This window comes from Shimia sp., assembly GCF_049116215.1.
Lineage (GTDB): Bacteria > Pseudomonadota > Alphaproteobacteria > Rhodobacterales > Rhodobacteraceae > Shimia.
Map to the genome: position 1 here is coordinate 410,292 of NZ_JAGDZB010000003.1, position 23,481 is coordinate 433,772.

Sequence of the window (23,481 nt, forward strand, 5' to 3'; positions counted from 1 at the left end):
TTGATGTCTTTTGTCGTGGCTTAACCCGCGATCGAGGCCTGATAGATGCCGTCGATGCTGTCCGCGATGGTGGCGGCAAATTCGTCGTCACTTTGCTGCGCGGAAAGGCCTTCGGTCAGGGCGCGGGAGAAGCTGGCGATCATACCGGTGTTCTCGGACAGTTTGGCGTTGGCTTCTTCGCGGGTATAGCCGCCAGAGAGGGCCACAACCTTCATCACGCGGGGGTGATCTACCAGCGATTTGTACTGGTTGGCGTTGTCGGGTAGGGTCAGTTTCAACATGACCTGCTGATTTTCTGGCAGGATGTCCAGCGCGGCGGTCAGCTCGGCCAGAAGAATGTCTTCGGCTTCGGCTTTGTCGGCGATGGAGATGGTCACTTCCGGCTCGATGATGGGCATCAGGCCGTGGCGGATGATCTGTTCACCCACCATGAACTGCTGCGCAACAATCGCGCGGATGCCGTCGGCGTTGGCAGCGGAGATCACGGAGCGCATTTTGGTGCCAAATACACCTTTGGACGCCGCGCGTTCACACAGCGTGTCGAGCTCTGGCATCGGCTTCATCATTTGCACGCCGTTGGCTTCAGCTTCGAGGCCTTTGTCGACTTTCAGGAAGGGCACAACGCCGCGCTGTTCCCACATATAGGTGGGGGTCGGCATGCCGTCGATGTCGCGGTCCATGGTCATTTCAAACAGGATGGCGCCAACCACTTTGTCGCCGGTGAAGGCGGGGGCCTGTGCGATGCGGGAGCGCATGCCGTGGATCAGGTCAAACATCTCTGTGTCGTTGCTGTATCCGTCGGACTCGATCCCGTAGAGACCGAGCGCCTTTGGGGTGGAGCCGCCGGATTGATCGAGCGCGGCAATGAAGCCTTGGCCGTTGGAGATTTTTTCTGCTTGAGCTTGGTTTGACATATCTGTCCCCAGTCAAAAAGTGGTTGTGAATAAAGGGTTAAAGACCCGTTGTCTTAGCTCATAGAGGAGCGGGACAACGGGTGCAATTATGGTGGCGCTACCGCTCTTTATTTTGAGGGTCGGATTAAATTAGCGCCTTTGTTTTGCGCGGTTTGCGCAAATTTGGTGTTACTGGCTTAGTGCTGCAACACCAGGCAGCTCCTTGCCTTCCATCCATTCCAGGAACGCGCCGCCTGCGGTGGAGATGTAGCTGAAGTCAGCCGCAGCGCCGGAGGCGTTCAGCGCCGCAACGGTGTCACCACCACCAGCAACAGAAACCAATTTGCCCGCTTTGGTCAGAGCTGCAGCCTGCAGGGCGGCGGCGTCTGTAGCGGCATTGAACGGTTCGATTTCAAAAGCGCCCAATGGGCCGTTCCAGATCAGGGTTTTGGAGGTTTCGAATACGTCGGAAACTACGGCAACGGTGGCGGGGCCAGCGTCCAGGATCATGGCGTCGGCGGGGCAGGCGTCCGCAGAAACAGTTTCGTTGGCGGCGTTGGCGGCGAACTCCCGCGCCACAACCACATCGGTGGGCAGTACAATGGTGCAGCCTGCGGTTTTGGCTTTGGCGAGGATTTCGGACGCGGTGTCGGTCATGTCATGTTCGGCCAGCGATTTGCCAACGTCGATGCCTTGCGCCGCGAGGAAGGTGTTGGCCATGCCGCCGCCAATCACGATGTTGTCGACCTTGGAGACCAGGTTTCCAAGCAGTTCGAGCTTGGTGGAGACTTTGGCGCCGCCAACAACGGCGGTCACGGGGCGCACAGGCTCAGCCAGCGCGCTTTCCAGAGCGGAGAGTTCGGCCTGCATCAAGCGACCGGCACAGGCGGGCAGGGCGTGGGCCAGGCCGCAGGTGGAACTGTGGGCGCGGTGGGCGGCGGAGAAGGCGTCGTTACAAAAGATGTCGCCGAGTTTGGCCATAGCGGCGGTCAGGCCAGCGTCATTTTTTGTTTCGCCGGCGTGGTAGCGGGTGTTTTCGAGAAGTAGAACCTCGCCGTCTGCCAGTGCGTTCACAGCGGCTTCAGCAGCGGGGCCCACACAATCGGCGGCAAACATCACTTTGGTACCAAAGGCCGCTTCCAGTGCAGGGACCAGTTGCTGCAGAGACATCTCTGGGACACGCTCGCCTTTGGGGCGGCCAAAGTGCGCGAGCAGGATTGGTTTGCCACCGGCAGCGAGGATGTCTTTCACGGTGGGAACAATTCGGTCAATGCGGGTTGTGTCGGTGACTTGGCCGTCCACAACCGGCACGTTGATGTCCACGCGGGTCAGCACTTTTTTGCCGCTCAGCTGCATTTCATCGAGGGTCTTCCACGCCATGGTCTCAATCTCCAAAGAAAATCCGTTGCCGCATTCCTAGCGCACTGGGGCATAGGGTCAACGCTCTCTTGGCATTCGCCGACGGGATGTTTAACTACGGGGCAAGTATTTACATTGAGGAGCGCCAACATGGCTGAGATCAAAGATCCTGAGAACACAATCCTGATGGAACTGACCGGTGGTACGGTTGTTATTGAGCTGCTGCCAGATGTGGCACCAGGTCACGCTGAGCGTATGAAAGAGCTGGCGCGTTCCGGTCAGTATGACAACGTGGCGTTCCACCGTGTGATCGACGGCTTCATGGCGCAGACTGGCGACGTGGCCAACGGCAACATGGAAAACGATTTTAACCTGCGCATGGCAGGTACCGGTGGGTCTGACCTGCCAGATCTGAAAGCGGAATTCTCCAAGCTGCCACATGACCGCGGTACATTGGGCGCGGCGCGCAGCCAGATGCCGGACTCCGCCAACAGCCAGTTCTTTATCAACTTCAAAGACAACCACTTCCTGAACGGTCAGTACACCGTTTATGGCCGTGTGATCGAAGGCATGGACCACGTGGACGCCATTGTGAAAGGTGAGCCACCTGCGAACCCGGATCGTATGATCAGCGTAAAGGTGGCGGCCGATGTCGATGCTTAAGCTTGCAGCGGCCTTTGCCGTGATAGCCAGCCCTGCGCTGGCTGCTGGTCTTCAGATCGAGGTTGAAGGGGAGGCCAATGGCGTCATCACTATCGACCTTCTGGAAGATGTGGCCCCAAAGCACGTGGAGCAGATCACCGCGCTGGCAGCTGAAGGTCAGTATGATGGTGTGGTGTTTCACCGCGTGATTGACGGCTTCATGGCGCAGACCGGTGACGTGCAACACGGCAAAATGGGTGGCGACATGCGCATGGCCGGTCGTGGCGGATCCAACCGTCCAGATCTGCCAGCAGAGTTCTCTGACATCAACTACGACCGTGGTGTTGTCGGCATGGCGCGCAGCCAGAACCCAAACTCGGCCAACAGCCAGTTCTTTATCATGTTTGCACCAGGTCCGTTCCTGAACGGTCAATACACTGTTGTGGGTCAAGTGACCGACGGCATGGATGTTGTGGACGCGATCAAACGTGGCACTGGTCAAAACGGAGCCGTTGTTGGTCAGCCGGACATGATGAAAAAAGTCACTGTGACCGAGTAATCGGCGGTGCGCTTCGGCGTGGTGTAAAAAAAGGCCCATTGCAAGGAATTGCGATGGGCCTTTTCTGTTCTCAAGTTGGTCACCGGGTCTCAGTGCATGGGGTGGTCCTGGGCGGCCGTTTCCTGGAAATCCGGCCCATGCCAGGAGGGTGTGACCTCGAGCACCGGGGCAACGGAATTTCGGCTGTTCACGCCACGCTGCCAGATGATTGGACGCTCAGCTGCGGTTGTGTCGTGGATCGACACGCTGAGCTTGGTGGCGTCGTGCTGCGCGGTGATGGTGACCTGCGACCCAACATTGACCGAGGTGGACTGGTCCAGCAGATAAGAGAAGCGGCCCCAGTGGCCGTCGGTGTTCAGATCATTGGAGACTGAAATTCCCGGTGCGAGCACCATGTCAAAGCTGACCACAACCGCGTGGGCGGTACCCATGGTGGTGCAGAACAGCGGCAGGGTGGTTTTTCCGTGTTCCATATCCGGGCGGGTGAAATCAAAGTGGAACAGCTCGCTGGTGGGCCCCAAGGGACGCAGGCCGCAGGCGGCGGAGTCGTTGGGGGTGACCTGTGCGATATTGGCGAACTTGTGGAAGGCGGAGAGGTCGAAACCTTCGGCTTCAAGTGGGCGGTATTGATTGCGCAGGGCTGCGCTTTCCACCAGTTGCGCCTTGAGCGTGCCGGTTTCGGGCACGGCGCGGGCGTTTGGTTTGGCGAGGTGCTCCATCGCGTGGGTCAATGTGGCCAGCGCGCCTTCGCCGAGCAGATTGCTGTCGACAATTTCAGAAACCACAACGTCGGCACGGTCTGGCAGGTCTTCGCCGATGACCAGCTCATGGGACCATTTGGACAGCACGGTGATTTTGTCACTCAGACCATTGTCGGCGATCACCTTTTTGGCAGCGGCGGCAATCAGCGGCTGGCCTTCGATGGCGTAGACATGTTTGGCGCCGGCGCGAGCGGCGAGCATGGCGGTGAGGCCGGCGCCACAGCCGATGTCGAGCACAATGTCGCCGGGATGCACTTTGGCGGCGATGGCTTTGGCGTAGGCTTGGTTGCGTACGGTGTCGGCCAGCATGGGGAAGTGCCAGCGGGGCACAAACATCTGATGCAGTTGCTCTTTCAGGAGATGCGCCGCGTGGTGATGCGGATCTTTCTCAAGTGCTTGGGCCAGCAGATTGGAGGCGTGCACACCGCCGTCGCCCAGTGGGGCGTTTTCGGCGAGGGCCACAAGGCTGTTGGCGTCCAGCATCTCAAAACGGGGTTCAAACTCGGCAATGAGATCGAGGTCGGCGGCAGAGGGTTGTTCTTCTAACAACTTTAATTTTCCTTTTTTGAGGCAAATGCTGCGGAGCTAGCTATGCGGCAGAGGGATTGAGGATTGGTAAAGGCGTCTCACATCTGCGTGTGAGGGCTGGATCGGGCGCAAATTTCAGCGCAGGCTTTTGAGAAGCGCGGGAGGGTTGGGCTATGGCATTGAAACAATTGGGTCGTTTGGCAGCGGTGGTTGCGGCTTTGGCTCTTGGTGGAATCGCCTGGGCCGATCCGAGCTTCTGGAAGCATGAGTGGCCTGAGACGGATTTTTCCAGAACCAGCATCAACAATTGGGTGGAGATCATGAGTGGCGGGCCGCCTAAAGATGGGATTCCTGCGCTGAGCGATCCGCAGTTCATTCGTGTGGGCGAAGAGAGCCGGATTGGGGATCGCGAGCCGGTGGTGACGGTGGAAATGCCCGGAGAGCTGCCGCGGGCTTATCCGATCCGCTATTTGACTTGGCATGAGATTGTAAATGATCAGGTGGGCAAGACACCCATCGCGGTGACCTTTTGCCCCTTGTGCAACTCGGCAATCACCTTTGATCGGCGTGCCAAAGGCAAAGTGCTCACACTTGGGGTGTCGGGTAAGCTGCGCAATAGCGACATGGTGATGTATGACCGTGAGACTCAGAGCTGGTGGCAGCAGGCGATTGGCACCGGGATTGTGGGCGAGATGACCGGGGTGAAGTTAAAGGCCTTGCCAACCTGGATGGAGAGCTGGGCGCAGTTTAAGGCGCGGCATCCTGACGGGCTGGTGATGGCGGAGCCGCCGTTCAATCGCGATTATGGCCGCAATCCTTACGTGCGTTATGACAGCTCTGCACGGCCGTTCTTGTACAGTGGAGAGAACCCGCCACATGGCGTGCCCCCCCTAGTGCGGGTTGTGCGTGTGGGCGATCGGGCCTGGCCGATGACACGTTTGGCCGAGGAGGTCACGGTGTCGGAAGCGGGGATCACGATCTCCTGGCAGGCGGGGCAGGCCTCGGCTTTGGACAAAGCCAACATCGGCAAGAGCAAGGATGTGGGCACCATTCGGGTGAAAGACAACAGCGGCAAAGATGTGCCGCATGACGTGCTGTTTGCTTTTGCGTTTCACGCGTTTTGGCCGGATGGGCAGTGGATGATAGGAAAGTAGGACTGCGCGCCAAATCTGCCAGAACCGTTGATTGAAACCGGATTTCCGTTTTAGGGTTGAAACTATTGGAATTTAAATAGCTTTTGGGGAGGCGCGAGATGGACGCCGAACTACCGTTTTTTGTCGTTGCGCCCGGTGGTACGGATTTTTTGATGCTGGGTATTGGCATCTTCCTAGTCGTTATTCTGCTGGGCCTTGGCGCGCTATACTTTACGGTGCAGGCCATTCCAGATCGCATGGCTTCAGGCAGTCACAAGATCCAGATGCAGATCGTTGGCATTCTGGGCGTGATCTCGCTTTTCACCATGAACAACGCGTTCTGGATTGCTGGCATATTGCTTGCGGCGATCCCCTTCCATGAGCTGTTCCCGGATCATTTTGCGCGGGTCGATCAGGCGTTGGCCGAAAGAGAAGCGCCACCGGTGATCGATGATGAACCGGAAGAGGCTATTGAAGTCACGGCGAACGCGGAGGCACAGGGCAATGCTTGAACTCATGCTGAGCTGCCTTGTGACGTTGGTGCCGGATATCCTGTATCGCCGTTATGCGCAGGGCAAACGATTGGGGCATGAGATCACCTTTTTCAACGTTTGGTACGAGTTGCGTTGGGGGATTTCCTGCTGCGCAGTATTGGCAATTTCACTGATCACGCTGATTTTCTATTACCACCCAACCTCGGACAAGATCACCTCGTTCTTCCGCACTGTAACTATTCTGTCGGAGGACGGAGGGCGCGTTGCGGATGTTTTTGTGGCCAACAATTCGCGCGTGTCGGAAGGGGACCCATTGTTCCGGCTGGACACGTCACGCCAAGAAGCGGCGGCGGAGACCGCGCGGCGGCAGATGGTTGAGGTTGACGCGGCTCTTTTGTTAGGGGTGGCTGAGATATCCGGGGCGCAGGCGCAGTTGGATGCGTCCGAGGCGCAGCTTGTTCAGGCCAAAGATGATCTGCAGCGGCGGCAAAGCATTGCCGAGCGCAACAGTACTGTGGTGACTGAACAGGAGCTGGAGCAGCTCTCCAACGCGGTGGATGTGGCCGAGGGACAGCGCAATGCTGCGATTGCTGCGGTACAGGCGGCCACTTTGCGGGTGAGTGACACATTGCCAGCACAGCGCGACAGTGCGGAGGCGGCTTTGGCGCAGGCGGAGACGGAGATTGCTTTGTCGACGGTTTATGCCGGCGTAAGCGGAACAGTGACGCAGTTTCAATTGAAACCGGGTGACATCATCAATCCAATCCTACGGCCAGCCGGCGTGTTGGTTGCGGACATGGCGGGGCCACGCCGGTTCATGGCCGGGTTCCGGCAGATATCGGCGGGCATCGTGAAAGAGGGCATGTTGATTGAGATGACCTGTCCGGCAAAGCCCTTAACAATAATCCCGATGCGGGTGGTGCAAGTTCAAGACACGATTGCCGCCGGACAGTTTCGGCCCGGCGACAATCTGATTGATATTCAAGACCGTATCCGGCCAGGAACCCTTTTGGCGATCATGGAGCCGATCTTTCCGGAGAAAGTGGAAGGCGTACCACCGGGAAGCCGGTGCACCGGCGTTGGCTTTACAGACCACTCCAAATTCATTGAGGAGAACGGACTCACCGGCCTGCATGCCTTTATGTATAAGGCGATAGATGGGCTGGGTGTGACCAACGCGGTGGTGATCCGTGCCATGGCGATTGTCATTCCGGTGAAAGCCTTGGTGTTCAACTGATCTAAGCGGCGTGTGTTTCCAAGGAGACGTAGGTGTCCATGGGGGCGTCCGGATCAAAGTCGGTCAGGTCCATCACTGAGAAGAATTCGGCACAGGCTTGGGATTGCATTTCTTTTTCAATGACGTCGGCCATGTCGGCCTCGCTGCGGAACTGCACGATGTCCAGATAGGTGCCGTCTTGCGCGCGCACCAGCTCGCGGCGCAACACACCCGGCTCATGGGCAACAAACTCGGACTGGAATTTGGCCGAGGCGGCGAGCAGGTCAGCTTCACTTTTGTTGGGGGCCAGTTTGATTGGGGCAAGTACGGTGATGGGTGTCATGGGAGTCTCCTGTATATGTGACAGGGATGAGATATTGAGTAATGCGCCGTTTTATGTCCTATTTGTTGCATGACACAAAAACGCGCGCGTGCGGATGCACAAACCCGAATGATGCGGCTCGATCAAATCGCGGCCCAGCTCAAAGGGGAAGACCCTTGTACTGTCGAGGATTTGGCAAAGACCCACGGGGTGAGCCGGCGAACCATTGCACGGGATCTGGAGATCATGCGCGCACAGGGGATGCCGATTGAAGCGGAGCGCGGGCGAGGCGGCGGCGTGCGCATGGATGTGAATTGGGGCGTGGGGCGGCTCAACCTGTCTTATGCCGAGAGTGTGGACTTACTTATCAGTTTGGCGGTGGCGGAGCAGATGAACTCGCCGCTGTTTTTGGCGCAGATGGGCTCGATCCGGCGGCAGTTGATTGCGTCGTTTTCCAAAGAGAAACGCCGTGCCGTGCAAGGCATTAAGAAGCGGATTTTGATTGCTGAGCAGGCGTCGTTGCCGGTGCAGACCTCGATGGCGCACCCAAAGCCGCGGGTGGTGCAGACCTTGCATCAGGCGTTTCTCAATCAAAGCCTTGTAGACATTGCGTACATACGGGAGGACGGGGCGAAATCAAAACGCACGATTGCGCCGCATTATCTGCTGCTGTGCTCGCCGGTGTGGTATGTGCTGGCCTGGGATCATTTGCGGGATGCGCCTCGGACATTTCGCTGTGACCGGATACAGAGCGCAACCGAAGGGTTCGAGAAGTTTTCCCTGCAGGATGCCAAGGTATTTGAGCCCGCTGTAGAGCACTACAACGTGCTGTGAGGAGCGCTCAAACAAACTTAGTCAGAGAACGTGTAACTGCCCATATCGCACAGATCGAGACTGTAGTCTTCAAGGGTTGCGCCATCGGCAAACTCAGCAAGGACATCGTAGACGCACGTGGTCTGTCCGTCTGCAATTCGCACGTTGATCTCATATCCGGAGTCCAAGTATCCGCCGTCGATGAGGTTTTCTTCCCAGCTTTCGGAAGAAGAGGTGCTGACGTGGAAAGCGGTGACGGCTGCGCTGGACTCGTTGATCAACAGAAAATTCAGGTCTTCTGCAAGTGCCAGTGACGCCGTGATTGCGAGGGTGAGTAGGGCAGATGACATAAGTTTCATAACCTGTCTCCAATGCTGATGTGACCACTTGAGATCATCTTTTCCAGGTGTCTGACACGGAGGGCGAGGGCACATTGCCCTCGCGCTTTGTCAAAGGTTACTCTTCGGATCCGATGATCTTCCACAGAATGCCACCAATTGCGCCGCCAAGCAAAGGGGCGACCCAGAACAGCCAGAGTTGCGACAGGGCTGGTCCGTCCGCAAAGAGCGCCACACCGGTGGAACGGGCAGGGTTCACCGAGGTGTTTGTGACCGGGATGGAGATCAGGTGGATCAGGGTCAGGCCCAGGCCAATGGCGATCGGGGCGAAGCCTGCGGGTGCGCCCGACGACGTGGAGCCAAGGATGATGAAGAGGAAGGCAGCGGTGAGCACAACCTCGATGACCAAGGCGGACATCATGGAATAGCCTTGTGGCGACGCTTCGCCATAGCCGTTGGAGGCAAATCCCCCGACGCCGGCAAAGTCCGGGGCGCCGGAGACAATGAGGTAGAGCACAATGGCTGCTGCACTGGCGCCTGCCACTTGCGCGACCCAATAGGGGATCAGGTCTTTGGCCTCAAAGCGGCCTCCGATCATCAGGCCGAGGCTGACCGCTGGATTGAAGTGGCCGCCGGAGATGTGACCAACCGCATAAGCCATGGTCATCACGGTGAGACCAAAGGCAAAGCTGACACCGAGCCAGCCGATGCCAACATCTGCAACCCCTGCGGCCAACACCGCGCTGCCACAGCCGCCAAGCACCAGCCAGAAGGTGCCGATGAATTCTGCGCCGAGTTTCTGAAACATTTTATCACTCCCAAATATACCTTTGGGGAGCCTAGGAAGCGAATTTGGCTCTGCCTAGGGGAGAAAAAAGGGAATTGGCGCGGAAGGATACGTGAGCGCAGAGCTTCAGAACGGCGGAAAAGATGCAGGTTTACGCGTGATTTCAGTTGGTTGCACAAAAAAACCGCCGCGCAGGTGGCGCAGCGGTTGCGTGTTTCTGTGGCGTTTATGCCGCTTATTTTGCGGTTTTGGCCGCTGCTGGAGTGGCCGCCGGGGCCGCTGCTGCCGGCGCTGCCGCACGAGGGGCAGCTGCTTTGCCAACGGTCAGCGGATCGTCCTGACGTTGCACGGAGCCTTCAAAGTGGGCACCGCTTTCGATGGCGATGGTCTTGTGGATGATGTCACCTTCCACACGGGCGGTGGATGTCAGGCGCACTTTCAGGCCACGTACGCGGCCAACGATGCGGCCATTGATGACCACGTCGTCCGCGATGATCTCACCTTTGATGGTGGCGGTTTCGCCAACGGTCAGCAGGTGGGCGCGAATGTCACCTTCCACGGTGCCTTCGACCTGAATGTCACCAGTGGTTTTCAGGTTGCCAGTGATGTGCAGGTCTGTGGATAGCACAGAGGCAGGAGGCTTGGCTTTGGGGGCCGAAGTGCTTTTGAACTCGCTGGCCTTTGCAGGCGCTGCCGGGATCGGCGCCGCTGGGGCGGCCGCAGGCTTGGCCGGAGTGTCTGTAGTCGGTGCGGGGTCGTTGATTTTGCTCTTAGAAAACATCTCTTCCAGCCTTGATAAATGTCATCGGGTTTACAGCGCGACCATTGACGCGCACTTCGTAGTGCAAATGCGTGCCGGTCGAGCGTCCAGAATTGCCCATATCACCAATATGGTCGCCACGCGAGACTCTTTGGCCGACTTTTACGCGGATTTTCGCTTGGTGGGCGTAGCGGGTCTCAATTCCGTGGTCATGTTTGATTTTCACGAGGCGTCCGTAGCCCGACAGCCACCCGGCGTGGGTCACAACACCATCCGCTGTCGCATAGATCGGCGTGCCGTAGCGGGCGGCAAAATCGGTGCCTTTGTGCATCCGGCCCCACCGCATGCCAAAGCCGGAGGTGTAGCGGAAGGCGGATTTGATCGGGTTGTCAAACGGAACGGTTTCCGCTGCAATACGATAGACGTTCAACTGGTCCAGCTGTTCCAAGAGGCGGTTGGCCCGCAGGGTTTCTTCCGAGATTTCGACGCCTTTGGTGGAGAAGCTGAGAGGCATCATTGGGCCGCCCTGGCCCTGATAGCCGCGTCGGACCTCTTCCATCAGGTTCTTGGTGTCCAGACCGGCGGCGGTGAACATCTTGGTCAGCGGTTCCACGGACACGGTCATTGCGTCTTCGAGTTGGCGGAAGATTTTGTCGTTTTTCTCTTCCATCAAGAGCAGCTCGCGCTCCATCTCTTCGGCGGCATTCAGAGCCAGTTGGGCGTTGGCCACCACTTCGTCCCGTTCGGCGGCGGTTTCGTTCAGCGCGGTCGACAGCACGTCGAGCATGTCATTGCCAAGTGGGGAAGAGCCGATGAGGGCCGTCTGGGTTTCAGCTTGTGCCTGATCGCGGGCAATGACTTCGGCACGGGCGGCCTCGCGTTCCTGCATGGTGCGGCGCAACGTGGCTTGGATCACCTCAATGCCGGTTTCCAACTCTTTGCGGCGGATTTCAGATGCCAGCAGTTCAGACTGCATGTCGGAAATCTGCGTTAGGGCAGAGTTGAAGCGGGCCTGTGCCGCCAAGGCTTCCTCGGTGCGCGTGTCACGTTGAGAGGACAGATCATTGAGGCGCTGCTCATAGGTGAGCTGATCGCGTTTGGCCTGCTCACGGAAGTTGCCGGAGCCAATGCTGTCCATCAAAAGGATTGCGGTGGCGATGATCGCCCAAGCGACAATCGCGGAAGAACCAACAAACGCAATCAGTTGCGTGCTTGGCTTCAGGCGGATGAAGCGGGTGTCTGTGTCTGACCGAAGAAAGAGCCTGCGTTCCGGAAAGAAGCGTTCCAGGATCGCGTGCGCGCGGATCGCGAGTCGTGTTCTCACGGAAGAATTCCTTGTTTAGTCCCATCCCAAGAAGCGCCATCCCCGGCGCAACTCATGTCCCCGACGCCTTTTGATGGCGCCTTGGGGCAAGGGTTTAGCGGGCCAGGTCCTGTCCGGCAAGGTTTTTGACCTTTTTAGGCAGGTAAGGCGCGGAAGTGCGCCGTAATGGGCGGTTTGCCGCCGATCTTTAGCGGGCGTAGGCCGGTGGCTCCTCGTCGGAGAGCGGCCAATAGAAATCTGGCGGCAGGCCCGCATCGGCACGTTTCTCTTCATTGAACGGTGGTTTTAGCGCGCCGTGGAAGTATTTTTGCACAAGGCCATGAAACGTCGCTTTGGGATCCAACGCGTGACGGCCGCAAAGGAAGTTGAACCACTTTGAGCCATAGGCAACATGGCCCACCTCTTCGGCGTAGATGATGCGCAGGGCTTCGAGAGTTTGTTCGTCTTTGGCGTTTTCAAAAATGCGGATCATGCCAGGGGTCACATCCAATCCGCGTGCCTCAAGCACCATGGGCACCACGGCCAAGCGGCCCATCAAGTCATCCACGGTGTCTTCGGCGGCGCGCCACATGCCTGCATGGGCTGGAAGGGCGCCATAAAAGCTGTCTTTGGCTTCAAGGCTGTCGCATATCAGGTTGAAATGGTTCGATTCTTCGGCTGCGGATTTCACCCAGTCGTCGTAGAATCCCAGCGGCATTTCGATGTCGGTAAAGCGGGCAATGATGTCCCAATGCAGATCGACGGCGTTGAGTTCGATATGCGCCACCGCATGAAGCATGGCGATGCGGCCCTGCGGGCTGCCGGGTTTGCGGCGGGGCACGTCGCGTGGGTTTAGCAATTCAGGTTGCTCTGGACGGGCCGGTTGCAGGGGGGGATTGGCGGTGCCAATGGGCAATGGTTCACCAGCTGCCCGAGCGGCAAACCACGTCTCTGCGTGTTTTTTGGAAATCGCGGTTTTGGTGCGGCCGTCGGCGGTGGTGAGTACTTCAACGGCCATTTCGGCAAGGGATTTGGTCATCAGAGTGCTTTTGCTGCCTCCAGAACCTCTTCGGCGTGGCCATCAACTTTCACTTTAGGCCAGGTGCGGGCGATGTTTCCATCTGCTCCAATCAACACTGTGGAACGGACGATGCCCATAAATGTTTTGCCGTACATTTTTTTCTCAGCCCAGACGCCATAGTCTTCGCAGACAGTGCCGTTTTCATCCGACAGCAGTGGCACGGTCAGGTTTTGTTTTTCGACAAACTTGCCATGGCTCTTCATGCTGTCTTTGGACACGCCAAAAACGTGCACGCCAGCAGCGGCGAAGTCTTCGAGCAGGTGGGAAAAGGCGATCGCCTCTTTGGTGCAGCCGGAGGTGTTGTCACGCGGGTAGAAAAACAACACCACTGGCGCAGGGCGTAGGGCGGAGAGGGTGACATCGTCACCTGACGTGGACGGTACGGTGAAATCGGGGGCAGGTTGGTTGGTCTCAATCATCATTTGCTCCTATGCGGCCCAATGTTGCCAAAGCGGTGATCCGGACTTGGGTCGGGCGTCTCTTGCAGGTATAGTTTTGTCCACAGGCACCGAAATAACAGAACACACAGAGGCATCAACCCTGACAGAGAACGGCGATCATAACTCCGCGTCTGAGGGTCCTATTCAACCATCCGAAACCACCGAGGCTGCAAAAAGCGGTGAGTCGGTGGCCCAGTCGGAGGTGGTGACTACCGAGGCGCAACCCGCGCGGCGTCCGCGACGGGCGCGGCGTTTTGGTGTGATTGCGCTGTTCAGTCTGAGTGTACCAGTGGTGGCTCTGGCGGTGGCGGCCTTTGTGATCAGCGGCAAGCCTTTGCAGGCGCCCGAGTGGCTGCACGCCCGCGTGCAAGCTGCGATGAACCAACAGTTGGACGGGCTAGAGGTAACCATCGAGCATATGGCGCTGGTGGTTGAGGACGACTGGGACCCGAGCATTGAGTTGCAGGGCGTTGAGGTGTCGTCTGAGGATGGTGGCAGCCCGGTGCGGTTGGAGACGGCGCGCGCACGGTTGGCTTTTGCGCCACTTTTGGATCGTCAGATTGCGCTGCGCGATGTGCAGGTGTCAGGTGTGACGCTGCTGGTGTTGCGTCAAGAAGACGGGCAGGTTCAGGTGTCGGTTGGACAAGGTGGAGGCGCGTTTCAGACAGACACGGATATCACCACCTTTGGCGATCAGGTGGAGGGCTATTTACAAGCGCCGCTTTTGGCAAACCTCGATCTGTTCCAGATTGAAGATGTGACCATCCGGTTTGAGGATCGCCGGGCGCAGCGGGCGTGGACTGTGGATGGTGGCCATATCACATTGCGGCGCACGGACGAGTTGGTGGAGCTGGCGTCGCAGTTGACGCTGCTAGGCGGACGCAGCTACGCCAGCACAATCGAAGCTTCGGTGACAACTCGGTTTGGGTCGCGCACAACCGAGTTTGGGGTGAATTTTGAAGACCTGCCAAGCGATGACATTGCCTCGCAATCCGCCGCGCTGAGCTGGTTGCAGATTCTACGTGCGCCGATTTCCGGCGCGTTGCGGGCGAGCATCGACAGCGAAGGCACCCTCGGCAATGTGAATGCCACTTTGCAGATTGCAGATGGCGTGTTGCAGCCGGATGGAGCAGTGCGTCCGGTGCCCTTTGAAAGTATGCGCAGCTACCTGACCTATGATCCCAACCGTGGCGCGATCCGGTTTGATGAGCTGTCCTTGAGCAGTGATATGGTGCGGGTCAACGCCCATGGCGAGGCGTTTTTTGGGTCTTTGTCACAAGGCTTGCCGGAAGACTTCTTGGTGCAGCTGACCTTAAATGAATTTCGCGCCAATCCCCGAAATCTGGATGATGACCCGGTGGCGCTGGAGCGGTCCTTTGCGGATTTTCGGTTGAAGCTTGATCCGTTTGAGCTGGATTTGGGGCAATTGGTGGTGCGCCAGAACGGCAATCAGATTGTGCTAGATGGCAGTTTGACCACCGAGGGTGAGAATTGGGCTTATGCCTTGAACGGGCATATGGATGAGGTTGTCCCGGAAAGCGTGCTGGCGCTGTGGCCTAAAAGTTTCAAACACAAGCTGCGCAAATGGATTGACCAGAACATTTACAAGGCGACGTTGCACGACATTGATCTGGCGGTGCGCTCCAGAGGGGCGGAGCCACCAGAGGTCTATGTGGATTTCCAGTTCCGTGATGTGGATATCAAACCGGTGAAAACCATGCCGCCGGTGCGTGATGGCATTGGCTTTGGCGTGTTGAAGAACCACCAACTGCATATCACGGCCGAGGCGGGATATGTCGAAGCGGATCAAGGCGGGCGGATTGACGTCACGGGCACCAATATGGTGATCCTGGACACGCGTATCAAACAGTCTCCGTCTGTGGTGCAGGCACATGCGCGCGGGCCGGTGGAAGCGGTGTTGTCGTTGCTGGATCGTAAGCCGTTGGAGCTGTTCACCAAAGCCAAACTGCCGGTGGATTTTGCCTCCGGCCATGCGGATCTGGCGGGCACAGTGGAACTGGTGCTTAAGGACAAGCTGCCGATTGAAGAGGCCGCCTATGATGTTTGGGGGGATCTCACCGGCGTGCGCAGCACACATTTCCTGCCGGGCAAGGAGATGCGCGGCGACTTGCAGGTCACGGCGACGCCAGAACGGGTTGAGGTCTGGGGCGACGGGTTTGTTGCGGATATTCCGGTGAGCGCCAAATGGCACATGCTGGGCGGGAATGAGAATGCCGGGCGCAGTTGGGTCAGCGGAACAGCGGAATTGAGCGCGGCGGCGCTGGACACGTTTAAGGTGGGGCTGCCCAAAGGCACGGTGTCTGAGGTTGGACAAGCCAGCTACGAGATGGACATTGTGCGTGACCAGCCCCCGAAAATGCGGTTGCGATCCGATCTGGTGGGCGTGGGCATGACCTCGCCGCCATTGGGGTGGCGCAAATCAGCAAAGAGCAAAGGCACGCTTGAGGTGGATATGACGCTGGGCACGTCGCCCAGCATCGATCGGGTGCTGTTTGAGGCACCGGGGCTGAGCGCCAAGGGGCGGATATCGATTGCAGAGGGTGGCGGGCTTGGCGTGGCGCAAATGGACAGCTTTGCGGTGGGCAGTTGGCTCAGCGGCGCGGGGCGGCTGTTGGGCCGTGGCAAGGCGCCGCCCGACGTGGTGATGACCAGTGGGCGCTTGGACATGCGGCGTATGCCGGACAGCAGCAAGGATAGTGGGCGTGGCGGCGCGGCGGGCATTGGGCCAATCACGGCTAATGTGGATGAGGTGGTTGTCACCGACAGCATCCGCTTGGGGCCGGTGAAAGCAGAGTTGAACTTTGACGGCGGCTTGAGCGGCAGTTTTAATGGCAATTTCAAAGGTGGGCCATTGGTGTATGGCACGTTGGCACCGCATCGTCATGGCACGCAGATGCGCGTGACGTCTGATCACGGTGGTAAAATTGCCCAGCTTATGGGGCTGGTGAAATCCGCCAGCCGTGGAGCAATGACCCTGTCGATGGTGCCGCGTGCTGCCAAAGGCGAATACGACGGTGTTCTGGAGATGAAAGAGGTCAAGGTGCAGCAAATGCCGTTGGTGGCGGAGCTGCTCAATGCGATCAGCGTGGTTGGGCTGGTGGAGCAGCTGGCGGGGCCGGGAATTTTGTTCACCGATGTGTTCGCGCGGTTCCGGTTGACGCCGGATCGGTTGGTGATTGGCGAAAGCAGTGCGGCGGGGCCTTCGATGGGGCTGTCTGCCAATGGCACGTATGGCTTTGTGCAAGAATGGTTCAACATTCAAGGCACAGTCTCGCCGATCTACGCGGTGAACGTGATTGGGCGGCCGTTTGCGCGGCGCGGTGAAGGGCTGATTGGGTTCAATTACACCATGCGTGGGCCGGCGCAGCAGCCGGAGATTTCGGTGAACCCACTCTCGGCCTTGACGCCGGGCTTCTTTAGAGAGATTTTCCGCCGTCCACCTCCGGACCTGAGTAACTAACGGCGCGAGCATCGATGCAGCTTTCTGATTTTGATTTTGATCTTCCCGAGTCTTTGATTGCGACCCGGCCCGCTGAGCCGCGCAGTTCGGCGCGTTTGTTGGTGGCCCGGGGCAGCGAGATCACCGACGGGGTGGTCACGGATCTGGTGGATCTGTTGCAGCCGGGTGACCGGTTGGTCCTGAATGATACCAAGGTGATCCCGGCGCGGCTGTCGGGCTATCGCGTACGGCAGGGGCCGGAAGGGGAAACCCAGTCGCGCATGGAGGTGACGCTGTTGGAGCCGCGCGCAGGCGGGGCGTGGGCGGCATTGATCAAACCATTGCGCAAAATTCGCGAAGGCGAAGAGATTGTCTTTACAGCCGGACTGACAGGGCGGCTGTTGTCCAAAGAGGACGGGCAGGGCCTGGTACAGTTTGACCTTGAGGGCGATGATTTTGACGCCGCATTGGAAGCGGCAGGCAATATGCCTTTGCCGCCATACATTGCCGCCAAGCGCGCAGCAGATGAGAAAGACAAAACCGACTATCAGACCGTTTGGGCGAAGCACTCCGGTGCAGTGGCAGCACCAACCGCGTCGCTGCATTTTGATGACGTGTTGCTGGCAGCTTTGAAGGCGAAGGGGGTGACGTTCACCCATGTGACCTTGCACGTTGGCGCGGGCACGTTCTTGCCGGTGAAAGTCGACAACGTAAAAGAGCACAAGATGCATGCCGAATGGGGGCGGGTGACGCAGACAGCGGCGGCTGAGATTGCTGCCACTAAAGCGGCAGGGGGACGGGTGATCCCGGTGGGCACCACGGCGCTGCGGCTGATCGAAAGTGCGGCGCGGGAGAGTGGCACAATCCAGTCCTGGGAAGGCAATACCGATATTTTCATTTATCCGGGGTTTGCGTTCAACGTGGCAGATGCCTTGATGACAAACTTTCATCTGCCAAAATCTACATTGATGATGCTGGTCAGTGCCTTGTTGGGACAGGAAGAAATTCGCAAGGTGTATGACCATGCGGTGAAGGAAGGCTATCGGTTCTTCTCTTATGGCGATGCATCGCTGTTGCTACCCTGACGATTTTTGAGACGATGCCGCAAAATGACATGTCGCTGTCGCGATTGGATGCGATGGCCGGAACCGCGTTTTGCATACGGGCACATCTGTGAGACAGTTGTGTTGAGGATCGTCCAATGGGTCAGTTTCTAAAAGGTGCGTGGCCGCTGCTGCTGGGAATGTTGTTGCTGATGGTCGGCAACGGTATGCACGGGACGTTGCTGGGTATTCGCGGCGAGGCGGCGGGGTTCTCGACCTTTGAGATGTCGATGGTGATGTCGGCCTATTTTGTTGGCTTTCTGGGTGGCAGCCGCATGACACCTGAATTGATCCGCCGTGTTGGGCATGTGCGGGTGTTTGCGGCGATGGCCTCTATGATCTCGGCTGTTCTGATCCTGTATCCGACGCTGGAACACCCGGTGGCCTGGATCGCCGGACGCGCGTTGATGGGGCTGTGTTTCTCTGGAGTGTATGTCACGGCGGAAAGCTGGCTCAACAATGCGGCGACCAATGACACACGTGGCAAAGCCCTGTCGATCTATATGATGGTGCAGATGTTTGGCATCGTCGCCGCGCAGGGCATGTTGACCATTCCGGATGCGACCGGGTTCTTGTTGTTTGTGATCCCCTCAGTGTTGGTTTCGATCTCTTTTGCGCCCATTTTGCTATCGGTGTCGCCGACGCCTGCGTTTGACACCACCAAGCCCATGAGCCTGAAAGAGCTGTTCCAGAATTCGCCACTGGGCGTGGTGGGCATGTTCTTGCTTGGCGGCGTGTTTTCGGCACAGTTTGGTATGTCAGCAGTGTTTGCCACGCGCGCTGGTTTGACCCTGAGTGAATTGTCTTTGTTTGTCGCGGCATTTTATATTGGCGCGACAGTGTTTCAGTACCCACTTGGGTGGATGAGCGACCGGATGGATCGGCGCGTGTTGATCATGTTTGTGGCCGCGATTGGTGCGTCAGGGGCAACACTGGGCTTCTTTGCCGGGGACAACTATTTGATGTTGCTTGTGTCCGCGCTTTTCATTGGGGGATTTTCAAATCCGCTGTATTCCATGCTGATTGCCCACGCTAACGACTTTCTGGAGTATGAAGATATGGCGGCGGCTTCAGGCGGCTTGGTGTTTGTGAATGGCGTGGGGGCGATTGCGGGGCCCATGATCACCGGGTGGATGATGGATGCTATTGGGCCCAGCGGTTACTTTATCTACCTGGTTATTCCGCTGGCGGCTCTGGGCCTTTACGCCGGGTATCGCACGACGCGGCGTCCTGCGGCTTCTGTGGAAGATACCGGCAGCTATACCGCAGTTATGCCCACAGCCTCTGTGGTTGCGGTTGAGGTCGCGCAAGAGCTGGCTATTGAGACGGCGATGGAGGAAGAGCAGGAAGCTGCCGCTGGGTAAGCAAGCCTCTGCCGGTGTTAGCGCCAAAGGTCGCGGGCTGTGTCGGAATGTTGCATTTTGTGACTATTCTTTCTTATTTTTCTGGGTGTAACCTCCTAAGTACTAAGCGTCTTTGATGAGACGGAACAGGCAAAAGGAGAAGGGACATGGTGGGTCCCGAAGAAGTACTTTCGTATTGGCTTGACGAGGTTGGGCCGAGCGGTTGGTATGCAGTTTCCGAAAAGCTGGACGCAGAGATCCGGCAGCGGTTTGAGGCAACATGGGACGTGGCGCAGGCCGGTGGTCTTGGGCAATGGTTAACCTACGCCAGTGGCACCTTGGCTTACCTGATTCTCACCGATCAGTTTTCGCGCAATATGTTCCGCGGCAGTGGCAAAGCTTTTGCTAGCGACCATAAGGCGCTTGCGGCGGCTAAATCTGCGATTGACAAAAAGTGGGATCAGAAAATCGACGGCCCCGCGCGGCAGTTTTTCTTTCTGCCACTGATGCATTCGGAGAACCTCTGTGATCAGGAGCGCTGTGTACGCATGTTTCTACAACGGATGGGCGATGCCGATAGCAATCTGTTGCACGCGCAAGCCCACCGCGAGGTGATCCGGAAGTTTGGGCGTTTCCCATATCGCAATGAAGCGCTGGCTCGGGCCTCTACTGAAGTGGAAATGGCCTATGTTGCTAATGGTGGCTACGGCGCAACCGTGCGGGAACTTCAGGCCACGGGCTAACCGTTACTCAGAAACGGGGCTGGCGTCCGGCGTGGATTCGGGCGCGTAGCAACTGGCGATGGTACCGATACGGCCACTCACGCGGGTGGCCACGTCGCTCAACGCGGCTTGCATCAGGGTTTCAGGTGTGTCCGCGAGGCGGGCGAGATTGCTGTTGATGCCCTCTAGTTCCAATTGCAGCGCATTGGCACGGGTTTGCAGACGCTCGGTGGCCTGAGCGGTCAAGGATGTGCTGTCGAGGGAGATGGCGGCCAGATCGCTGCGCAGGTTGGCCACTTCGGTGCGCAGGCCATCCACTTTGGTTTCCAATGGCTGCACAATTTGCAAGTTTTGCGCAAAGCTCGCGACAACGCGCTCGGCGGTGTCCGACAGGCGCCAGAGGAAAAACAGGCAGATTGCCACCAATATCAAGGTGGCATTGATCATGGCAACAAGCAGATTTTTCACGGTCTTCATGGCTTGGCTCCCGAGTCGATGATGCGGGCGCAGTGTGCGCCTCTGCTTGCGCGATCACCAGTCAAAAATTGCGCGTAAAACGGGCGGTTGGCTTTGTTGAAGCTGCTGCGGAGTTCCAGTAGGCTCACCGAAAGACAAAGCGGGAGGCGGGGAACACCATGGCCAGCAAGAACTTCGACATGATTGTGATTGGCGCAGGGCCTGGGGGCTATGTGGCGGCCATTCGGGGCGCACAGTTGGGCCTGAAGGTCGCGATTGTGGAGCGCGAACATATGGGCGGGATTTGCCTGAACTGGGGCTGTATCCCAACCAAAGCGCTGTTGCGGTCAGCGGAGGTGTTTCACCTGATGGAGCGCGCCAAAGATTTTGGCCTGAAGGCTGAGGGCATTGGCTATGACATTGACGCGGTGGTGAAGCGCTCGCGCGGGGTGGCCAAACAGCTGAGCTCCGGTGTCGCGTTCTTGATGAAGAAGAACAAGATTGAGGTCTTCATGGGCGAGGCGACCTTGCCGGCCAAAGGCAAGGTCTCGGTGAAGGGCGAAAATGGCGTTAAAGAGCTGACCGCGAAGAACATCGTTTTGGCCACCGGCGCACGGGCGCGGGAATTGCCGGGGCTGGAAGGCGATGGCAAGCGGGTGTGGACTTACAAGGACGCGTTGGTGCCACCGCATATGCCAAAGAAATTGCTGGTGATTGGCTCCGGCGCGATTGGGATCGAGTTTGCGAGTTTCTACAATACGCTGGGCGCGGAAACGACGGTTGTAGAGGTCATGGATCGGGTTTTGCCGGTTGAAGATGCGGAGATAAGTGCTTTTGCCAAAAAGCAATTTGTCAAACAGGGCATGACGATCTTGGAGGAATCCACGGTCAAGAAGCTGGATCGCGGCAAGGACAAAGTCACCGCGCATATTGAGGCGGGTGGCAAGGTCACGACGCAAGAGTTCGACACCGTGATTTCGGCGGTGGGCATTGTTGGCAATGTCGAGAACCTCGGCCTGGAAAAGCTGGGTGTGAAAATTGACCGAACCCATGTGGTGACGGATCAATACTGCCAGACCGGTGTGGACGGGCTGTTTGCAATTGGTGACATCGCGGGTGCGCCGTGGTTGGCGCATAAGGCGAGCCATGAGGGTGTGATGGTTGCGGAGCTGATCGCTGGTGGCAAACCACATCCGGTGAAGCCGGAGAGCATTGCGGGCTGTACCTATTGCCATCCACAGGTGGCGAGCGTTGGCTACACGGAGGCCAAGGCCAAAGAGCTGGGCTATGAGGTGAAAGTCGGGCGCTTCCCGTTTATCGGAAATGGTAAAGCGATTGCTTTGGGCGAGCCTGAAGGCATGGTGAAAACCGTGTTTGATGCCAAGACCGGTGAGTTGCTTGGCGCGCATATGGTAGGGGCGGAAGTCACCGAGCTGATCCAGGGCTATGTGGTGGGGCGTCAGCTTGAGACCACAGAGGCAGAGCTGATGGAGACTGTGTTCCCGCATCCAACGCTGAGTGAGATGATGCACGAGAGCGTGCTGGACGCCTATGATCGGGTGATCCACATCTAGGTGTGCAGGCGCTTTTGGATACAAGAAAGCCGCAGAGGCGTACCCTGCGGCTTTTTCTTTTTGGTGAAGGCCTAGTCAGTTGGTCACGGCATCAACAGCGCTGAGCATCGCGTCAATTGAAGTGGTTGGCGTGATGCCCGGGAGGTACCTCTCGGTGGAAGGGCCCTGCAGACGGAGGTTTGCGCGCGACCAGGCGCTGGCCAGTGCATCTTCTACTGTGGCGTAGCCTGCGTTGTGTTCGGACGTTACGCCATTGTTCTGACGCGTGCTGAAGTGGATTTCATTGTCTTCCTCAACGTAGTCTCCAGTTGGGATGTTCTCACGGATTACGGTGCCGCCTGGATAGGTGTAAGAGATTTGAGTGATGTAACGGACACCAACGTCGCTGGGGTCCGCGCCGCTGCGCTTGCGGACGGTGTTTCTTGTGAACACGTCAACTTTTGTGGTGACGACATCGCCGTTGGGCGTAGTGATTTCTTTCTCCTCGCTGGCGGCAAGGTCAGTGATTTCACCTGTGTACACTGTTGTGCAGGCCGTCAACATCGCGAGGCAGCCCATTAGGAAAAGCGTTTTGACTAGTTTGATCATGGCTGTTCCTTCAGAACTTATGTGTGAGGCTTAGGTCGAAGCGTTGGTGGGTGTCTTCTGCGCCGAAGGCTTGGGCCCAGCCCAACGTGGCAGCGAAATCTTCGGTGAAGCGGTAGGTTGTGCTTAAACGCGCGCGATTTAGGTGTTTTTCGTCAGTGATGGTAATGATGGCATTTGACCATGTGTGGCTAAGCGCTGCGGAAAACACCCAGCTGTCACCGGCGAAATGGAACACTTCTGCGCCAACAGTGTATCTATTGATATTCGTCTTGTTGGATAAGCCAGAAGTATCAAAGCTGCTGTTGGTGTGCGACGCGGCCGCCAACCCTTTGATAAACGTGCGGGCCGACAGTGGCGCAACCTGCTCAAATTGCAAAGTACTGGTAAGGCTTTCGCCGTCGCCGGGGGTGGTAATGCCGCCGGACGTGTAGGCTTCCGAAATGTCCCCGCTTAGGAGTGTGCCTGTGAGTGTGCCTCCACGGCCGATTTCAAATTGTGCACCAAAGCCAAAGGTTGGCGTTCGGGTGGTTTGCGAATCTGGTGGGAAGGTATTATCGGTTCGCGCTTGACCAAAGAAACCGAGCAGGCGTAGATTTTCGGAGTATTGGTACCCGTACGAGAGCATTGCCGTCGTGGCATCGCGTGAAACATCTAAGTCTTCACGATTCAGAGTTGAATAGAACACTGTAACAATGTGGTCACCTGGCTCAAGCGATTGTGCCATTGCGGGCGAAGTAAATGACAACGCGGCACAGGTGCCCAATGTCATTGCCTTGAAAGACAAAAATAAATTTTTCACGTTATTC

Annotated in this window: 24 protein-coding genes; 11 read left to right on the forward strand and 13 right to left on the reverse strand. The window is 57.7% G+C overall.

The features are described 5' to 3' along the window. Nucleotides 1–20: 20 nt before the first annotated feature. Both JXR15_RS10615 and JXR15_RS10620 read right to left on the reverse strand, forming a co-directional pair. The gene (locus JXR15_RS10615) at nt 21–914 is read right to left on the reverse strand and encodes a fructose bisphosphate aldolase (protein WP_422053199.1); all 894 of its coding nucleotides are present in this window, start codon (nt 912–914) and stop codon (nt 21–23) included. Between the two features lie 168 nt (nt 915–1,082). Then, nucleotides 1,083–2,273 carry a phosphoglycerate kinase gene (locus JXR15_RS10620; RefSeq protein WP_422053200.1) on the reverse strand — a complete coding sequence of 397 codons (1,191 nt, stop codon included), beginning with the start codon at nt 2,271–2,273 and terminating at the stop codon, nt 1,083–1,085. 129 nt (nt 2,274–2,402) lie between these two features. Here JXR15_RS10620 and JXR15_RS10625 point away from each other — a divergent pair, with 129 nt between their 5' ends. Next, nucleotides 2,403–2,915: a peptidylprolyl isomerase gene (locus JXR15_RS10625; RefSeq protein WP_422053201.1), complete on the forward strand. Its 513-nt coding sequence runs from the start codon at nt 2,403–2,405 to the stop codon at nt 2,913–2,915. Next, nucleotides 2,908–3,453, forward strand: a complete 546-nt coding sequence (locus JXR15_RS10630; RefSeq protein WP_422053713.1) for a peptidylprolyl isomerase — start codon at nt 2,908–2,910, stop codon at nt 3,451–3,453. The genes JXR15_RS10625 and JXR15_RS10630 overlap by 8 nt, the downstream gene beginning before the upstream one ends. Before the next feature lie 89 nt (nt 3,454–3,542). Here the strand turns inward: JXR15_RS10630 and JXR15_RS10635 are convergent, their stop codons facing one another. Beyond that, nucleotides 3,543–4,697 carry a 50S ribosomal protein L11 methyltransferase gene (locus JXR15_RS10635; protein ID WP_422053714.1) on the reverse strand — a complete coding sequence of 385 codons (1,155 nt, stop codon included), beginning with the start codon at nt 4,695–4,697 and terminating at the stop codon, nt 3,543–3,545. Between the two features lie 218 nt (nt 4,698–4,915). Between JXR15_RS10635 and JXR15_RS10640 the strand changes: the two genes are divergently transcribed. The 3 genes from JXR15_RS10640 to JXR15_RS10650 all read left to right on the forward strand — a co-directional run bounded on the left by JXR15_RS10640 (nt 4,916) and on the right by JXR15_RS10650 (nt 7,606). After that, nucleotides 4,916–5,896, forward strand: a complete 981-nt coding sequence (locus tag JXR15_RS10640) for a DUF3179 domain-containing protein (protein ID WP_422053202.1) — start codon at nt 4,916–4,918, stop codon at nt 5,894–5,896. A 98-nt stretch (nt 5,897–5,994) separates the two neighbouring features. Continuing rightward, on the forward strand, nt 5,995–6,387 hold the full coding sequence (locus tag JXR15_RS10645; protein WP_422053203.1) for a hypothetical protein: 393 nt from the start codon (nt 5,995–5,997) through the stop codon (nt 6,385–6,387). Then, nucleotides 6,380–7,606, forward strand: coding sequence for an HlyD family secretion protein (locus tag JXR15_RS10650; protein WP_422053204.1), 1,227 nt, complete (start codon nt 6,380–6,382; stop codon nt 7,604–7,606). Before JXR15_RS10645 ends, JXR15_RS10650 begins: the two co-directional genes overlap by 8 nt. Before the next feature lies 1 nt (nt 7,607). Here the strand turns inward: JXR15_RS10650 and JXR15_RS10655 are convergent, their stop codons facing one another. Continuing rightward, complete coding sequence (locus JXR15_RS10655; RefSeq protein ID WP_422053205.1) at nt 7,608–7,928, reverse strand: hypothetical protein; 321 nt, start codon at nt 7,926–7,928, stop codon at nt 7,608–7,610. Between the two features lie 69 nt (nt 7,929–7,997). Between JXR15_RS10655 and JXR15_RS10660 the strand changes: the two genes are divergently transcribed. Continuing rightward, on the forward strand, nt 7,998–8,741 hold the full coding sequence (locus JXR15_RS10660) for a helix-turn-helix transcriptional regulator (RefSeq protein ID WP_422053206.1): 744 nt from the start codon (nt 7,998–8,000) through the stop codon (nt 8,739–8,741). Between the two features lie 17 nt (nt 8,742–8,758). Here the strand turns inward: JXR15_RS10660 and JXR15_RS10665 are convergent, their stop codons facing one another. From JXR15_RS10665 to JXR15_RS10690, 6 genes are all read right to left on the reverse strand, one after another. Further along, nucleotides 8,759–9,079 (reverse strand): hypothetical protein, encoded by a 321-nt coding sequence (locus tag JXR15_RS10665; RefSeq protein ID WP_422053207.1) that lies wholly within the window; start codon nt 9,077–9,079, stop codon nt 8,759–8,761. A 97-nt stretch (nt 9,080–9,176) separates the two neighbouring features. Then, on the reverse strand, nt 9,177–9,866 hold the full coding sequence (gene aqpZ, locus JXR15_RS10670) for an aquaporin Z (RefSeq protein WP_422053208.1): 690 nt from the start codon (nt 9,864–9,866) through the stop codon (nt 9,177–9,179). A gap of 214 nt (nt 9,867–10,080) precedes the next feature. After that, the gene (locus JXR15_RS10675) at nt 10,081–10,626 is read right to left on the reverse strand and encodes a bactofilin family protein (protein WP_422053209.1); all 546 of its coding nucleotides are present in this window, start codon (nt 10,624–10,626) and stop codon (nt 10,081–10,083) included. After that, complete coding sequence (locus JXR15_RS10680; RefSeq protein WP_299420106.1) at nt 10,616–11,929, reverse strand: M23 family metallopeptidase; 1,314 nt, start codon at nt 11,927–11,929, stop codon at nt 10,616–10,618. The genes JXR15_RS10675 and JXR15_RS10680 overlap by 11 nt, the downstream gene beginning before the upstream one ends. A 187-nt stretch (nt 11,930–12,116) precedes the next feature. Continuing rightward, nucleotides 12,117–12,947, reverse strand: a complete 831-nt coding sequence (locus JXR15_RS10685) for a ferritin-like domain-containing protein (protein WP_422053210.1) — start codon at nt 12,945–12,947, stop codon at nt 12,117–12,119. Next, nucleotides 12,947–13,408, reverse strand: a complete 462-nt coding sequence (locus JXR15_RS10690; RefSeq protein WP_422053211.1) for a peroxiredoxin — start codon at nt 13,406–13,408, stop codon at nt 12,947–12,949. Before JXR15_RS10690 ends, JXR15_RS10685 begins: the two co-directional genes overlap by 1 nt. A 208-nt stretch (nt 13,409–13,616) precedes the next feature. On the opposite strand from JXR15_RS10690, the gene JXR15_RS10695 reads away from it, so the two are divergent. The 4 genes from JXR15_RS10695 to JXR15_RS10710 all read left to right on the forward strand — a co-directional run bounded on the left by JXR15_RS10695 (nt 13,617) and on the right by JXR15_RS10710 (nt 20,078). Beyond that, nucleotides 13,617–16,910, forward strand: coding sequence for a DUF3971 domain-containing protein (locus JXR15_RS10695; protein WP_422053212.1), 3,294 nt, complete (start codon nt 13,617–13,619; stop codon nt 16,908–16,910). A gap of 14 nt (nt 16,911–16,924) precedes the next feature. After that, the gene (gene queA, locus JXR15_RS10700; RefSeq protein WP_422053213.1) at nt 16,925–17,974 is read left to right on the forward strand and encodes a tRNA preQ1(34) S-adenosylmethionine ribosyltransferase-isomerase QueA; all 1,050 of its coding nucleotides are present in this window, start codon (nt 16,925–16,927) and stop codon (nt 17,972–17,974) included. 116 nt (nt 17,975–18,090) lie between these two features. Then, nucleotides 18,091–19,356: an MFS transporter gene (locus JXR15_RS10705; RefSeq protein ID WP_422053214.1), complete on the forward strand. Its 1,266-nt coding sequence runs from the start codon at nt 18,091–18,093 to the stop codon at nt 19,354–19,356. A 146-nt stretch (nt 19,357–19,502) separates the two neighbouring features. Continuing rightward, on the forward strand, nt 19,503–20,078 hold the full coding sequence (locus JXR15_RS10710; protein ID WP_422053215.1) for a DUF924 family protein: 576 nt from the start codon (nt 19,503–19,505) through the stop codon (nt 20,076–20,078). A gap of 3 nt (nt 20,079–20,081) precedes the next feature. Here JXR15_RS10710 and JXR15_RS10715 read toward each other — a convergent pair whose 3' ends face one another. After that, the gene (locus JXR15_RS10715; protein WP_422053216.1) at nt 20,082–20,534 is read right to left on the reverse strand and encodes a hypothetical protein; all 453 of its coding nucleotides are present in this window, start codon (nt 20,532–20,534) and stop codon (nt 20,082–20,084) included. 158 nt (nt 20,535–20,692) lie between these two features. On the opposite strand from JXR15_RS10715, the gene lpdA reads away from it, so the two are divergent. Then, nucleotides 20,693–22,087 (forward strand): dihydrolipoyl dehydrogenase, encoded by a 1,395-nt coding sequence (lpdA, locus tag JXR15_RS10720; RefSeq protein ID WP_422053217.1) that lies wholly within the window; start codon nt 20,693–20,695, stop codon nt 22,085–22,087. A gap of 75 nt (nt 22,088–22,162) precedes the next feature. Here lpdA and JXR15_RS10725 read toward each other — a convergent pair whose 3' ends face one another. Then, nucleotides 22,163–22,675: a hypothetical protein gene (locus JXR15_RS10725; RefSeq protein WP_422053218.1), complete on the reverse strand. Its 513-nt coding sequence runs from the start codon at nt 22,673–22,675 to the stop codon at nt 22,163–22,165. 10 nt (nt 22,676–22,685) lie between these two features. Beyond that, nucleotides 22,686–23,474, reverse strand: a complete 789-nt coding sequence (locus tag JXR15_RS10730; RefSeq protein ID WP_422053219.1) for a hypothetical protein — start codon at nt 23,472–23,474, stop codon at nt 22,686–22,688. Nucleotides 23,475–23,481 lie beyond the last annotated feature (7 nt).